This is a genomic window from Streptomyces sp. NPDC043746, assembly GCF_056436485.1.
In genome coordinates, this window is sequence record NZ_JBWKCM010000041.1 from 13010 (window position 1) to 27342 (window position 14333).

General features: G+C 72.3%; 9 protein-coding genes and 3 tRNA genes. 4 read left to right on the plus strand and 8 right to left on the minus strand.

Features of this window, described 5'->3' with window-relative positions; genetic code table 11:
* Window positions 1-187: 187 nt before the first annotated feature.
* From AC0682_RS29250 to AC0682_RS29260, 3 genes are all read right to left on the minus strand, one after another.
* Window positions 188-261: transfer RNA gene (locus AC0682_RS29250), tRNA-Ile, on the minus strand.
* Window positions 262-495: 234 nt separating this feature from the next.
* A tRNA-Asn gene (locus AC0682_RS29255) sits at window positions 496-568 on the minus strand.
* Between the two features lie 5 nt (window positions 569-573).
* Window positions 574-646, minus strand: a tRNA-Asn gene (locus AC0682_RS29260).
* 181 nt (window positions 647-827) lie between these two features.
* On the opposite strand from AC0682_RS29260, the gene AC0682_RS29265 reads away from it, so the two are divergent.
* The 4 genes from AC0682_RS29265 to AC0682_RS29280 all read left to right on the plus strand — a co-directional run bounded on the left by AC0682_RS29265 (window position 828) and on the right by AC0682_RS29280 (window position 6431).
* On the plus strand, window positions 828-1136 hold the full coding sequence (locus AC0682_RS29265) for a YtxH domain-containing protein (protein WP_478536200.1): 309 nt from the start codon (window positions 828-830) through the stop codon (window positions 1134-1136).
* 52 nt (window positions 1137-1188) lie between these two features.
* The gene (locus AC0682_RS29270; protein WP_478536175.1) at window positions 1189-2634 is read left to right on the plus strand and encodes an FGGY family carbohydrate kinase; all 1446 of its coding nucleotides are present in this window, start codon (window positions 1189-1191) and stop codon (window positions 2632-2634) included.
* A gap of 135 nt (window positions 2635-2769) precedes the next feature.
* Entirely contained in the window at window positions 2770-4503 is a 1734-nt protein-coding gene (locus tag AC0682_RS29275) for an ABC transporter ATP-binding protein (protein WP_478536176.1), read from the plus strand.
* Window positions 4503-6431 carry an ABC transporter ATP-binding protein gene (locus tag AC0682_RS29280; RefSeq protein ID WP_478536177.1) on the plus strand — a complete coding sequence of 643 codons (1929 nt, stop codon included), beginning with the start codon at window positions 4503-4505 and terminating at the stop codon, window positions 6429-6431. Before AC0682_RS29275 ends, AC0682_RS29280 begins: the two co-directional genes overlap by 1 nt.
* A gap of 153 nt (window positions 6432-6584) precedes the next feature.
* Here AC0682_RS29280 and AC0682_RS29285 read toward each other — a convergent pair whose 3' ends face one another.
* The 5 genes from AC0682_RS29285 to AC0682_RS29305 all read right to left on the minus strand — a co-directional run bounded on the left by AC0682_RS29285 (window position 6585) and on the right by AC0682_RS29305 (window position 14196).
* Complete coding sequence (locus AC0682_RS29285) at window positions 6585-7724, minus strand: RNA polymerase sigma factor (RefSeq protein ID WP_478536179.1); 1140 nt, start codon at window positions 7722-7724, stop codon at window positions 6585-6587.
* Between the two features lie 241 nt (window positions 7725-7965).
* On the minus strand, window positions 7966-9918 hold the full coding sequence (gene dnaG / locus AC0682_RS29290) for a DNA primase (RefSeq protein WP_478536180.1): 1953 nt from the start codon (window positions 9916-9918) through the stop codon (window positions 7966-7968).
* Between the two features lie 310 nt (window positions 9919-10228).
* A complete protein-coding gene (locus AC0682_RS29295; protein ID WP_478536181.1) occupies window positions 10229-11488 on the minus strand; it encodes an NAD(P)/FAD-dependent oxidoreductase in 1260 nt (419 codons plus the stop codon).
* A 125-nt stretch (window positions 11489-11613) separates the two neighbouring features.
* Window positions 11614-12972 (minus strand): deoxyguanosinetriphosphate triphosphohydrolase, encoded by a 1359-nt coding sequence (locus AC0682_RS29300; protein ID WP_478536183.1) that lies wholly within the window; start codon window positions 12970-12972, stop codon window positions 11614-11616.
* A 129-nt stretch (window positions 12973-13101) separates the two neighbouring features.
* The gene (locus tag AC0682_RS29305; RefSeq protein WP_478536184.1) at window positions 13102-14196 is read right to left on the minus strand and encodes a sirohydrochlorin chelatase; all 1095 of its coding nucleotides are present in this window, start codon (window positions 14194-14196) and stop codon (window positions 13102-13104) included.
* Between the last annotated feature and the right edge of the window lie 137 nt (window positions 14197-14333).

The following is a 14333-nucleotide window of genomic DNA, read 5'->3' on the forward strand; positions in this document are numbered from 1 at the left end:
ACCGCGGCGAACCCCAGCGGAAGGCCGAGTGGGTGGTGCCCCGTGCCCGTCGTTCGGGGGTCTCTGACACGGCCGCTCACGCACCGCTCACGCAGGAGCCCTGAAACGCCAGAGCGCCCCAGCATGGTCTAAACCAGTTGGGGCGCTCCGATGCTGGTGGGAACGTTCCTGCCAGCGGCTGCGAGGGTGGGGCGGGTGGGACTCGAACCCACGGCCGACGGATTATGAGTCCGCTGCTCTAACCGGCTGAGCTACCGCCCCTTCTCGGCGTGGCGCGTACAAGTGTGCGCACCGTCTGCCGCAGCATAGCCGGTCATACGATCTCTCGCTTCGGATGGCCGACTTCGCCTGATCTTGAGGACGGCGCTGCGTGCTGCCCGGTTGCAGGGAAGATCGAGAAGACCCGAACGTGTGACTCCGGGGCCCCTCGGACGCCCCGGGAGGGTGGTGGCCGGGCACACGAAAGAGGACCCCGAAGGGCCCTCTTCCGTACCGCTCCCCCGACTGGACTCGAACCAGTAACCCTCCGGTTAACAGCCGAATGCTCTGCCAATTGAGCTACAGGGGACCGCGCTCCCCCGACTGGACTCGAACCAGTAACCTGCCGGTTAACAGCCGGCTGCTCTGCCAATTGAGCTACAGGGGATTGCTGCGTTGCCTCGAATCGTACTCGCCTGGCGGCTGCCGGGCGGCGCGCGTTCGCTGCGACACATACATTAGCGCAAGCAGGGGGGTGCTCCGCCAATCGGTATCGCCCGGGGTGATCTCGGGTGCTCGCGGGTAGGCGACCCGCACACGTCGCACCAAGCGCAGGAAGGGTGGCAGCCATGCGGTACCGGCTCACGTTCATCGCCGGAGTGGCCCTCGGTTACGTGCTCGGCACGCGAGCCGGGCGCGAGCGTTACGAGCAGCTGAAGAAGTCGGCGCGGCAGTTCGCGGAGAACCCCGCCGTGCGCAACGCCGCCGAGAGTGCGGCGCACAGCGGCCGGGACATCGCCGGCAAGGCGTACCACTCGGTCAGCGACAAGGTCGGGGACAAGGTGCCCGCCTCCGTCGCCGAGCGCGTGCGGTCGTTGAAGGAGCGCAGCAGCCAGAACGGCGGCGCCGAGGACGACTGGGGGACGACCAACACCTGAGGGGGGCGGGCGTGAGTTCCGGGAACGTCCCGCGGTGCGGCAGAATCTGCGTATGGGCATAGTCGCGGGGCTGGACAGTTCTTCCGCCTTCACTCACATCGTCGTCTGTGACACGGACTCGGGGGCCGTGCTCCGGGAGGGGTATGCCGCCCACCCGGTCGAGGCCAAGGCCACCGAGGTCGATCCGCAGGCCTGGCTGCTCTCCCTCGGCGAGGCGGCCTCCGGCGGGCTGCTCGAAGGTGTGCAGGCCATCGGCGTCTCCGCCCAGCAGCACGGGCTCGTCCCGCTGGACCGGCAGGGCAACCTCGTACGGCCCGCGCTGCTCGGCAACGACCGGCGGGCCCAGGTGGCCGCGGCCGATCTGGTGGACTCGCTGGGCGGGCGACAGCCCTGGGCCGAGGCGGTCGGGGCCGTACCGCAGGCCTCCCAGCCCGTGGCGAAGCTGCGGTGGCTGGCCAGGACCGAGCCGGAGAACGCCCAGCGGGTGGCCGCGGTGCTCCAGCCGCACGACTGGCTCGTGTGGCAGCTGCTCGGCCGGCCCGCCCGGCGCACCACGGACCGGGGCGCCGCCTCGGGGACCGGCTACTGGTCGGCCGGGGCGGCGTCCTACCGGCCCGATCTCGTGGAACTGGCGCTCGGGCACCCGGCCGCCCTGCCCGAGGTGCTCGGCCCCTCCGAGTCCGCCGGGACGACCCCGGAAGGGCTCCTGATCTCCGCCGGGACCGGCGAGACGATGGCCGCGGCCCTCGGACTCGGGGTCGCGGTGGGCGACGCGGTGGTCTCGCTCGGGGCCTCCGGTTCCGTGATGGCCGTCCATCACGAGGCGCTCGCCGACTCCAGCGGAATGATCACCTCCTTCGCCGACGCCACCGGGATGCACCTGCCGGTCGTGCACGTCTCCAACGCCGTACGGGCCCTGCGCGGCACCGCCGAGATGCTCGGCGTGGACGGGCTGGAGGAGCTGTCCGCCCTGGCGCTCAAGTCCACCCCCGGCGCCTCCGGGCTGGTCCTGCTGCCGTATCTGGAAGGCGAGCGCACCCCGCAGCTCCCCCACACCGCAGGCACCCTGTGCGGGCTGCGGCGCGAGTCGATGAAACCCGAACACCTGGCGCGCGCCTCCTTCGAGGGGATGCTCTGCTCGCTGGCCGACGCCCTGGACGTGCTGCGCGGACGGGGCGTGGAGGTGCGCCGGGTCTTCCTGCTCGGCGCCGCCGCCGAGCTGCCGGCCGTACAGGCTCTGGCGCCCGCGCTGTTCGGGACGCAGGTCGTCGTACCGCAGCCCGCCCAGTACGCGGCGATCGGCGCGGCCCGGCAGGCGGCCTGGGCGCTCGGCGTCTCGCAGGGCGCCCTCGACCCGCGCACTCCCCCCGCCTGGCAGGGCGCCGCCGCCCAGGTGCTGGAGCCGGGCGACGAGCTGGCGGTGGGCGGCGCGGTGCGTCAGCAGTACACGGCCACCCGGGACCAGCTGCACCCCGGCGCTTTCGGCGGGACCCGGTAGGAGCACCGCACCCGCCCCCACCTTGACCGGAGTTCGAGGAAAACGGCTGGCCGTCGGAGTACGGCGTACGCGAAACTTGGTCGGCCTCTGCCCTCCGCCGACTCAGAGAGACACGGCCGACTCCGAGAGACACGTGTGCTCATAAAACTCCTGCGGGCCCGCCTGGGCCCGTACAAGAAGCCCATCACGCTGCTGGTCCTGCTCCAGCTGCTCCAGACCTGCGCCACCCTGTATCTGCCCAGCCTGAACGCGGACATCATTGACAACGGTGTCGTCAAGGGCGATACCGGCTACATCCTGGAATTCGGCGGCCTCATGATCGCCGTCAGCGTGCTCCAGGTGCTCTGCAACGTGGGGGCCGTCTTCTACGGAGCCCGGACCGCGTCGGCGCTGGGGCGGGATGTACGGGCGGCGGTCTTCGACCGGGTGCAGTCGTTCTCGGCCCGGGAGCTGGGACGGTTCGGGGCGCCCTCGCTGATCACGCGGACCACCAATGACGTCCAGCAGGTCCAGATGCTGGTGCTGATGGCGTTCACGCTGATGGTGTCGGCGCCGATCATGTGTATCGGCGGCATCATCATGGCGCTCGGTCAGGACGTTCCGCTCTCGGCCGTGCTGCTGGCGGTGGTACCGGTGCTCGGGATCTCGGTGAGCCTCATCGTGAAGAGGATGCGGCCGCTGTTCCGGACGATGCAGGAGCGGCTGGACACCGTGAACCGGGTGCTGCGCGAGCAGATCACCGGCAACCGGGTGATCCGGGCGTTCGTCCGCGACGGGTACGAGGAGCAGCGGTTCCGGGGCGCCAACACCGGGCTGACCGACGTGTCGGTGGCGACCGGGCGGCTGATGGCGCTGATGTTCCCGACCGTCATGACGGTGGTCAACCTGTCGTCGGTCGCGGTGGTGTGGTTCGGCGCGCACCGCATCGACAGCGGCGGGATGCAGATCGGTGCGCTGACCGCGTTCCTCGCCTATCTGATGCAGATCGTGATGGCCGTGATGATGGCCACCTTCATGTTCATGATGGTGCCGCGCGCCGAGGTGTGCGCCGAGCGCATCGAAGAGGTGCTCGGTACGGATTCCAGTGTGGTGCCGCCGGTCTCGCCCGTGACCGAGCTGCGCCGGCACGGGCAGCTGGAGGTGCGCGGTGCGGAGTTCCGCTACCCGGGCGCCGAGGAGCCGGTGCTGCGGGCCGTCGACCTGGTGGCGCGCCCCGGGGAGACCACCGCGATCATCGGGTCCACGGGGAGCGGGAAGTCCACGCTGCTCGGTCTCGTACCCCGGCTGTTCGATGTGACGGACGGCGAGGTGCTGGTCGACGGCGAGGACGTGCGGACGCTCGATCCGGTGCTGCTGGCGAAGACGGTGTCCCTGGTGCCGCAGAAGCCGTACCTCTTCTCGGGGACGGTCGCGACGAACCTGCGGTACGGGAATCCGGACGCCACCGACGAGGAGCTGTGGCACGCGCTGGAGGTGGCGCAGGCCAAGGAGTTCGTGGCGGCGCTGGAGCACGGTCTCGATGCGCCGATCGCGCAGGGCGGCACCAATGTGTCGGGCGGTCAGCGGCAGCGGCTCGCCATCGCGCGGACGCTGGTGCAGCGGCCGGAGATCTATCTCTTCGACGACTCGTTCTCGGCGCTGGACTACGCGACCGACTCGGCGCTGCGGGGAGCGCTGGCCCGGGAGACGGCCGGGGCGACCGTGGTGATCGTCGCGCAGCGGGTCTCCACCATCCGCGACGCCGACCGGATCCTGGTGCTGGACGAGGGGCGGGTCGTGGGCAGCGGCAGTCATCACGAGCTGATGGACGGCAATGAGACGTACCGGGAGATCGTGCTCTCCCAGCTGACGGAAGCGGAGGCCGCGTGATGGCCGGTCCTGGCGGACGGATGATGGCCGGGGGCGCGCCCACCGAGCGGTCGATGGACTTCAAGGGGTCGGGCAAGCGGCTGCTGCGGCGGTTCGGCCGGGAGAAGGCCTCGCTCTGGCTGATGCTGGCGGCGGTGTCGGCCAGTGTGGCGCTGTCGGTGGCCGGGCCGAAGATCCTGGGCAAGGCGACCGACCTGGTCTTCGCGGGGGTGGTCGGCCGGCAGATGACGGACGGCACCACGAAGGCGGAGGCGATCGAGGGGCTGCGCGCGGAGGGCAGCGGTTCGATGGCCGACATGCTCTCGGGGGTGGACTTCACCCCGGGTCAGGGCATCGACTTCGGTGCGGTGGGCAGCGTGCTGCTGGCCGCGTTGGTGATCTACGTGGCCGCCGGGGCGCTGATGCTGGTGGCCACACGGCTGTCGATCCGGGTGATCAACCGGATCGTCTTCCAGCTGCGGGAGGACCTCCAGACGAAGCTGGCGCGGCTGCCGCTGTCGTACTTCGACCGGGCCAAGCGCGGAGAGGTGCTCAGCCGGGCGACCAATGACATCGACAACATCGCGCAGACGCTCCAGCAGACGATGGGCCAGCTCATCAGCTCGTTGCTGACCATCGTCGGCGTGCTGATCATGATGGTCTGGATCTCCCCGCTGCTGGCGCTGGTCGCGCTGGTGACGATCCCGCTGTCGGTGGTCGTGGCGACGCAGGTCGGCAAGCGGTCGCAGCCGCAGTTCGTCCGGCAGTGGCAGGTGACGGGTCGGCTCAACGCGCATGTCGAGGAGATGTACACCGGGCACACCCTGGTGAAGGTCTTCGGGCGGCAGGAGAAGTCCGCGCGGGACTTCGCCGAGCAGAACGAGGCGCTGTACGAGGCCGGGTTCAAGGCGCAGTTCGCCAGCGGGCTGATGCAGCCGCTGATGTTCTTCATCTCGAACATCAACTATGCGCTGGTGGCCGTCGTGGGCGGGCTGCGGGTCGCCTCGGGCACGCTGTCGATCGGTGACGTGCAGGCGTTCATCCAGTACTCCCGGCAGTTCTCGATGCCGCTGACGCAGGTCGCCTCGATGGCCAACCTGGTGCAGTCCGGGGTCGCGTCGGCCGAGCGGGTCTTCGAGCTGCTGGACGCGGAGGAGCAGGGCCCGGACCCGGAGCGCGGTGAACTACCGAAGGAGCTGACGGGGCGGGTCTCGCTGGAGAAGGTGTCCTTCCGCTACGAGCCGGACAAGCCGCTCATCGAGGACCTGTCGCTGGGCGTGGAGCCGGGGCAGACGGTCGCGATCGTCGGCCCGACGGGTGCGGGCAAGACCACGCTGGTCAATCTGCTGATGCGGTTCTACGAGGTGACCGGCGGGCGGATCACGCTCGACGGGGTCGATGTGGCGCGGGTGTCCCGGGACGATCTGCGGTCGCGGATCGGCATGGTGCTCCAGGACACGTGGCTGTTCGGCGGTTCCATCGCGGAGAACATCGCGTACGGCGCTGCGCGCGCGGTCACCCGGGAAGAGATCGAGGAGGCGGCCCGGGCGGCGCACGCGGACCGGTTCATCCGGACGTTGCCCGACGGCTACGACTCGGTGATCGACGACGAGGGGACCGGGGTCAGCGCGGGCGAGAAGCAGCTGATCACCATCGCGCGGGCCTTCCTCTCCGACCCGGTGATCCTGGTCCTGGACGAGGCCACCAGCTCGGTGGACACCCGGACCGAGGTGCTGATCCAGAAGGCGATGGCGCGCCTGGCCCACGGGCGTACGTCCTTCGTGATCGCGCACCGGCTCTCCACGATCCGGGACGCGGACGTGATCCTGGTGATGGAGAGCGGGTCGATCGTGGAGCAGGGCACGCACGAGGAGTTGTTGTCGGCGGGGGGTGCGTATGCCCGGTTGTACGCGGCCCAGTTCGCGGAGGCGCCGGCGGAGGTGGACTGAGGCGGCGGGTCCTGAACCGTCGCGTGGACCTGCCGCGGCGGCCCGTCTCGGTGGCCCGTTTCGGCGGGTCGTACACGCGGCGGGTCGTACACGCGGCGGGTCGCACCCGCGGCGGGTCGTCTCGGCGGGACTGCCCGCGGCCCGTTCCGCGAGTCAGTCGAGGTAGCCGCGGAGCTGGTCGGCGAAGGTGTGGTCCCGCAGCCTGCTGAGGGTCTTGGACTCGATCTGGCGGATGCGTTCGCGCGTCACGCCGAAGATCCGGCCGATCTCCTCCAGGGTGCGGGGCCGCCCGTCGTCCAGGCCGTAGCGGAGCTGGACCACCTTGCGTTCGCGCTCCCCGAGGGTGGAGAGGACGGCCTCCAGGTGTTCGCGCAGCAGCAGGAAGGCGGCGGACTCGACGGGTGAGGCGGCGTCGCCGTCCTCGATGAGGTCGCCGAAGGAGACGTCGTCCTCCTCTCCGACGGGGGCGTGCAGGGAGACCGGCTCCTGGGCCAGGCGCAGCACTTCGGTGACCCGCTCCGGGGTCAGGTCGAGCTGGGCGGCCACCTCGTCGGCGGTGGGCTCGTACCCGCGCTCCTGGAGCAGTCGGCGCTGGACGCGGACCACCCGGTTGATCAGCTCTACGACATGGACGGGGACGCGGATCGTACGGGCCTGATCGGCCAGGGCGCGGGACATGGCCTGGCGGATCCACCAGGTCGCGTACGTGGAGAACTTGTAGCCCCGGGCGTAGTCGAACTTCTCCACCGCCCGGATCAGCCCGAGGTTCCCCTCCTGGACCAGGTCGAGCATGGTCAGCCCGCGCCCCACGTACCGCTTGGCGACGGAGACGACCAGGCGGAGGTTGGCCTCGATGAGCCGGCGCTTGGCCGTGCGGCCCATGACGACGAGCCGGTCCAGGTCGCCCGCGAGCCGGGAGTCCGGGTCCGGGGTGGTGGCGAGGCGCTCCTCCGCGAAGAGCCCGGCCTCCACGCGGCGGGCCAGCTCGACCTCCTCGGCGGCGGTGAGCAGCGGGATGCGGCCGATCTCCCGCAGATACTGCCGGAAGAGGTCGGAGGTGGGGCCGCCGTTCTCCGCCCGGCTCCGCGCCTCGCGGGGCGCGGGTGCGTCTTCCGCTTCCTCCATGACGGCCTCGGATGCGCTCGTGACCGCCTCGGGGGCCCGCGGCGCGGGCGGGTCGGCCGCGGTCTCCGGGTGGTTCTCCCGGGGGTTCTCCGGGTGGCGGACGGCCCGGTTCTGCGCGGGAATCACCGACATGTGCTCGGTCGTGCTCGTCACGGTCCGGGTCTGCACGGGGGCGACCTCCAGGTGATCGCTGCCTGATGACGGGACGGAGGTCCGCGCCAGGGCCCTGGGTCGAGATCAGGCCCGCGCACTCCGATGACTCTGGCAGCCCCAGTGTGGGGCACGGCACAGGGTTGTCACGAGGGGCGTGCGAGGACTTTCTGATTCCGTTCGGTCACCGGGCGGTTACTCCTCCCGGGTCCGGCGGGAGGGCGCCGGTGCCGCGTCGGCCCATCGCCCGACGTACCTGCTAGAGCGCGTCGGCGCCCCGGGCCCGCAGGGACTGGGCGTACTGCTGGAGCACCCAGACCTCGTTCTGCGCGGCGGCCAGCTCGTGGGGGGCCACGTTGCTGCCGAGGCGGGCGAGGCTGCTCTGTACGTCGTCGATGCGGCGGTCGACGGCGCGCAGCCGGACCTGGACGAGCTGGACGCCCGCGTAGTTCTCGTCGATCGTCTTGCCGTGGAAGACCTCGACGGCCAGCTCGGTGACGAGGTTGCGCACGGTGTCGTCGGGGGCCGCGTCCATGACGGCGACCAGGTACTCCCGGCTGTCCCCGAGCCCGCGCTCGGCGCCGCCCGCCTCCTCGATGCACTGGCGCACGGCGGCGTAGGGCGGGGCGGTGAACTCGTCCACGCCGTACGCGTCGAAGGCCGGGCAGACCAGGACGGGCTTCTGGAGGGCCAGCTTCAGCAGTTCGCGCTCGGTGCGGTGGGCGGGGCTGCGGAGGTGGAGCGCGGGGCCGGAGGAGGCGGTGCGGCCGGCGGGGGCCGGGTAGGCGGGGGCGGCGGACCGGGGTGCGCCACCGCGCCGGTCCTGGGGGCCCTGCCCCCGGCCGCCGCGTCCGTCGCCGCCCCGGCCGTCGCCCCCCTTGTCGCGGGCCCAGCGGGCCAGCTGGGCGACGCGGCGGACCACGAACTCCTGGTCCAGGATGCCGACGAACCCGGCGAGCTGGACCGCCACCTCACGCTGCACGCTGCTGGTCTTGATCTTGGCGACGACGGCGGCGGCCTCGTCGAGCGCGGCGGCCCGGCCCGCCGGGGTCTCCAGGTCGTACCGGCCGACGATCTGGCGCAGCGCGAACTCGAAGAGCGGGGTGCGCGGCTCGACCAGGTCGCGTACGGCGTCGTCGCCCTTGACCAGGCGCAGGTCGCACGGGTCCATGCCGTCGGGGGCGATGGCGATGTAGGTCTCGGCGGCGAACTTCTGGTCGTCCTCGAAGGCGCGCAGGGCGGCCTTCTGACCGGCCGCGTCGCCGTCGAAGGTGAAGATCACGCGGGCGCTGCCGTTGTCCATGAGGAGGCGGCGCAGGATCTTGATGTGGTCGTTGCCGAAGGCGGTGCCGCAGGTGGCGATGGCGGTGGTGACCCCGGCGAGATGGCAGGCCATGACGTCGGTGTACCCCTCGACGACGACGGCCCGGCTGGCCTTGGCGATGTCCTTCTTGGCCAGGTCGATGCCGTACAGCACCTGGGACTTCTTGTAGATGGGGGTCTCGGGGGTGTTCAGGTACTTCGGGCCGTTGTCGTCGTCGCGGAGCTTGCGGGCGCCGAAGCCGACCACATCGCCCGCGGTGTCGCTGATCGGCCACATCAGCCGGCCGCGGAAGCGGTCGATGGGGCCCCGGCGGCCGTCCTGGGAGAGGCCGGAGGTGATCAGCTCCTTGTCGCTGAAGCCCTTGCCGCGCAGATAGCGGGTGAGGTGGTCCCAGCCGGCCGGGCTGTAGCCGACACGGAAGTGGGTCGCGGCCTCCTGGTCGAAGCCCCGCTCGGCGAGGAACTTCCGGCCGATCTCGGCCTCGGGGCTCTCCAGCGCGCGGACGTAGAACTCGGCGGCGGCCTGGTGGGCCTCGATCAGCCGGATCCGCTCGCCGCGCTGGTGGGAGGGGTTGTAGCCGCCCTCCTCGTACCGCAGGGTGATGCCCGCCTTGGCGGCGAGGCGCTCGACCGTCTCCGAGAAGGAGAGGTGGTCGATCTTCATCACGAACGCGATGGTGTCGCCGCCCTCCTGGCAGCCGAAGCAGTGGAACAGGCCCTTGCCGGGGCTGACCTGGAAGGAGGGGGACTTCTCGTCGTGGAAGGGGCAGAGGCCTTTGAGGTTTCCGCCGCCCGCGCTGCGCAGCTGGAGGTACTCGGACACCACGGAGTCGATCGGGACCGCGTCCCGTACCGCCTTCACGTCGTCATCGTTGATCCTGCCGGCCACGGATGAAGTCTACGGGTGAGGTCGGACAACCCCGACGCCCGCCGGGTTCCGGCCCCCGCCCCGGACGGGCCCGTGCGGCGTATCGGGCCGGGCGGCGGGCGGCCCAGGCGGTGCGTTCGGTCCGTACGGCGAGGTCGTGGCGGCGCAGCGGGGAGCCGGGGCCCCGGTGTCGAGCAGCCGGTCGGGCTCGGCCAGGTCCACGGGGGCGCGCCGACCACGCTGCGGCGCAGTCGGCGGAGGCTGCCGGGGGCGAGCGGGCCAAGGGCGCGGGCGGCGGCCCCCGCGTCCGGCCCGGCCCCCGCGCAGGTGGTCAGAGCAGGGACGACAGCTCTACCGAAGGATCTGCCAGCGCTTCCGGATCGTGCTGCTGACCGGCGCGGATCAGCTCCTGGATCGTGTCCGTCACGTCCCACACGTTGACGTTCATCCCGGCCAGGACGCGGCCGTCCTTCAGCCAGAACGCGATGAACTCCCGCTTCCCCGCGTCCCCCCGGATGATCACCTCGTCGTAACTGCCGGGCGGGGCCCAGCCGGAGTACTCCAGGCCCAGGTCGTACTGGTCGGAGAAGAAGTACGGCACCCGGTCGTAGACGACCTCCTGGCCCAGCATCGCGCGGGCGGCGGCCGGTCCGGTGTTGAGGGCGTTGGCCCAGTGCTCGACGCGCAGCCGGAGGCCGAGCAGCGGGTGGGCGACGGCGGCGACGTCCCCGGCGGCGTAGATGTGCGGGTCGGAGGTGCGCAGGGACGCGTCCACGGCGATACCGCCGCCCTGCGCCCGCTCGGCCATCTCCAGGCCGGCGGCCTCCGCGAGGGCGGAGCGCGGGGCGGCGCCGATCGCGGCGAGCACGTCGTGGGCGGGGTGCTCCTCGCCGTCGTCGGTACGGGCGGCCAGCACCATGCCGTCCTGGCCGGTGATCTCGGTCAGACGGGCGCCGAAGTGGAAGCGGACGCCGTGCGCGCTGTGCAGTTCGGTGAAGATCTGTCCCAGCTCGGGGCCGACGACCTGGTGGAGCGGGGTGGCCTCCGGCTCGACGACGGTGACCTCGGCCCCGTAGCCCCGGGCGGCGGCGGCGACCTCCAGACCGATCCAGCCGCCTCCGGCGATCACCAGGTGGCCGTTGTCGCGGCCGAGGGCCGCGAGCACGTTGCGCAGCCGGTCGGCATGGGCGAGGCGGCGCAGGTGGTGGACGCCCGCGAGGTCGGTGCCGGGGATGTCGAGGCGGCGGGGCTCGGAGCCGGTGGCGAGCAGCAGCTTGTCGTAGTGGATGACGGTGCCGTCGCCGAGCTGCACGGTCCTGGCGTACCGGTCGAGGGCGGTGACGGGCTGGCCGAGGTGGAGTTCGATGTCGGCGCCCGCGTACCAGGGGCGCTCGTGGACGAAGACGCTCTCGCGCTCCTCCTTGCCACCGAGGTAGCCCTTGGAGAGCGGTGGCCGCTCATAGGGGTGGTCGCGTTCGTCCCCGATGAGGATCACCCGGCCGGTGAACCCTTCCGCGCGGAGCGTTTCGGCCGCCTTCGCCCCTGCGAGTCCCGCTCCGACGATGACGAATGTCCGATGTGCGTCGACCACTTGATGCCTCCTCAGTGCTGTGCTGCGCGGCGCCCCCAGCTGCGAGCGTCCCGCACGCAGCGTGATGGCGAAAGAGGGTGTGCCCGGAACAGGTCACCCCCAGTGGTCAGGTTCCAGTCTGCCCCTCAGCCGCGGCGGGCGGTGAGCGCGGCGTGCAGGGATCGTGCGGAGGCGTCGGTGAGGGCCGCGATCTGGTCGACCAGGACGCGCTTGCGGGCGTGGTCGTCGGTCGCCTGGTCGAACAGGGCGCGGAAGTGCGGCTCCAGGCCCTCGGGGGCGCGGGCGGTGAGGGCGGCGGCCAGCTCGGCGATGACGATGCGCTGCTCGGCGCGGAGGGTCTCCTGCTCGGCGCGCTGCATCACGTAGCGGTCGGCGACGGCCTTGAGGACCGCGCACTCGTTGCGGACCGTGCGCGGAACGACCAGCTCCGCCCCGTACCGGGTGAGGCGGCCGGGGCCGTGGACCGCGCGGGTGGCGGCCTCGGCCTCCGTGCAGAACCGGCCGATGAGCTGGCTGGTGGCGTCCTTCAGCCGGGCCTGGGCCACGGCGGAGCCGTCGTAGCCGTGCGGCCACCACTCCTGGTCGATCAGCCGGTCCAGCGCCTCGGCCAGCTCCTGGGAGTCGGTGTCGGCGGGGACGTAACGGCCGATGGCGACGGCGAAGACCTCCTCGCGCTCCGGCTCGGCGTAGAGGCAGTTGGGGTCGATGTGCCCGGCGTGCAGCCCGTCCTCGAAGTCGTGCACGGAGTACGCCACGTCGTCGGACCAGTCCATCACCTGGGCCTCGAAGCAGGTGCGGTCCTCGGGCGCCCCCTTGCGGGCCCACTCGAAGACCGGCAGGTCGTCCGCGTACACCCCGAACTTCGCCGAGTGCGGATCGGTGGGGTGCGCGCCGCGCGGCCAGGGGTACTTGGTGGCGGCGTCGAGGGCGGCCCGGGTCAGGTTGAGGCCGACGCTGACCAGTTCGCCGGTGCGCGGGTCACGGACGAACCGCTTGGGCTCCAGGCGGGTCAGCAGCCGCAGCGACTGGGCGTTGCCCTCGAAGCCGCCGCAGTCGGAGGCGAAGTCGTTGAGCGCCTGCTCACCGTTGTGGCCGAAGGGCGGGTGGCCCATGTCGTGCGCGAGGCAGGCCGTCTCCACCAGATCGGGGTCGCAGCCGAGGACCGCACCCAGCTCACGCCCGACCTGGGCGCACTCCAGGGAGTGGGTGAGGCGGGTGCGGGGGCTGGCGTCCCACATGTGGGAGCGGGTGCCGGGCGTGACCACCTGGGTCTTCCCGGCGAGTCTGCGCAGGGCGGCGGAGTGGAGCACCCGGGCCCGGTCGCGCTGGAAGGCGGTTCGGGCCGGGCGCTTGTCCGGCTCGGTGTCGAACCGCTCGGTGTCGGCCGGCCCGTACGGAACCGGTCCTGGCCCGCTCGGTGTGCTCCGGGCACCTTCCGTGCCGTGTGCCTGTTCCGCCCCGCGTACGCCCTGTGTGCCGTCCATGGCTCCGACAGTAGCGACCGGGGCCGACAACACGTCGAGAGCGGGCCGGGGAGTCAGGCGGAAGCGGGCAGCCTCACCGCGTCGGCGGGGACGGTGGACGAGAGGGGGTGCCCTGTCGGTCGGGCCGGATCAGGCAACGGCGTCCGGTGCCGTGCGTCGCCAGGCGGAGGGGGGAGTCGTGGCGCCGGCCATGGCGGGCGACGGCAGCGCCGCGAGGCGCGGTGCCTCGGCGAGCGAGCCCGGCCTGACCGGCAGGGCACCTCCCACTGCCTGGTCGTAGCGGTGGAGGAGGAGGCGGGCCATGGCCAGATGGGCTCCGAGCGGAAGGGCGGCGGTACGGGGGGCGGCCCCGGCGGCGGCGCTCGCGAAGCGGCCGGGTGCGGTGAAGTACGAGGCGACGAAGGTACGGTGCCGGCCCTGGGCGGCCAGCCGGCGCAGCGCGGCGGGGACGGTGGGGGTGGCCGCGGAGGCGTAGGCGGGGACGACGGGCACCCCGCCGAGCCGTTCTTCGAGCATCCGGGCCGTGCGCCGGGTGTCCTGGGCGGATTCGGGGTCGCGGGACCCGGCGGCGGCGAGGACCACGGCGGTGTGGCCGCCCTGGTCGGCGGCGTCCCAGCCCGCCTCCACGAGCCGCTCGTACAGCGCCTCCACCAGCAGGGGGTGCGGCCCGAGAGGGGCGGCGATCCGGGTCCGTACGCGGGGGGCGGCGGCCGCGGCGGCGGGCAGGTCGTGCTTGACGTGGTGGCCGCGGCCCAGGAGCAGCGGCACGAGGACGGCGTCGGCCCCGCGCAGGCCGTCCAGCGTGTCGGGGAGCAGCGGCCGGTTCAGCTCGATGTGGCCGAGCCGGACGTCGAGCCCGGGGCGCAGGTCGCGGACCCGGTCCAGGAGCGCGAGGACGGTCCGCAGGGCACGCGGGTCGCGGCTGCCGTGGGCGACGACGAGAAGGGTGGGCGGGGCGCCTGCGTCGCCAGGGGCGTACGGGGAGGGCGGGCCGCCTGCGGCGGCGGGGGGCCGGGTGCGGTCCATGGGTCGGCGGGTTCCGTTCCGGGAGACGAGGGTGAGTTGGGTGGAGAGCTGGGCGGTGACACGGGTGAGGAGCTGCGCGGTGCTGTCGAGGGGCACGGTGATGTGGGCGTGGCGGGGTCTACCTCGGCCGGGACCGCCTCCGCTCTCGGAGGGCGGGGGCGGCGGCCGACGGGAGTGCTGCGGGGGCGGCTCCGTCATGGACCGATGGTGCCGGGCGGAGGTTGCCGGGCCGTTGCGCGAGGGTCACGGAGGTTTTCCGCCGACTCACGGCGGGGGGCATGCCGGTGTGCGGGGCCGGGGGCATGCAGGTGCGCGGGGTGGGGGCATGCAGGTGC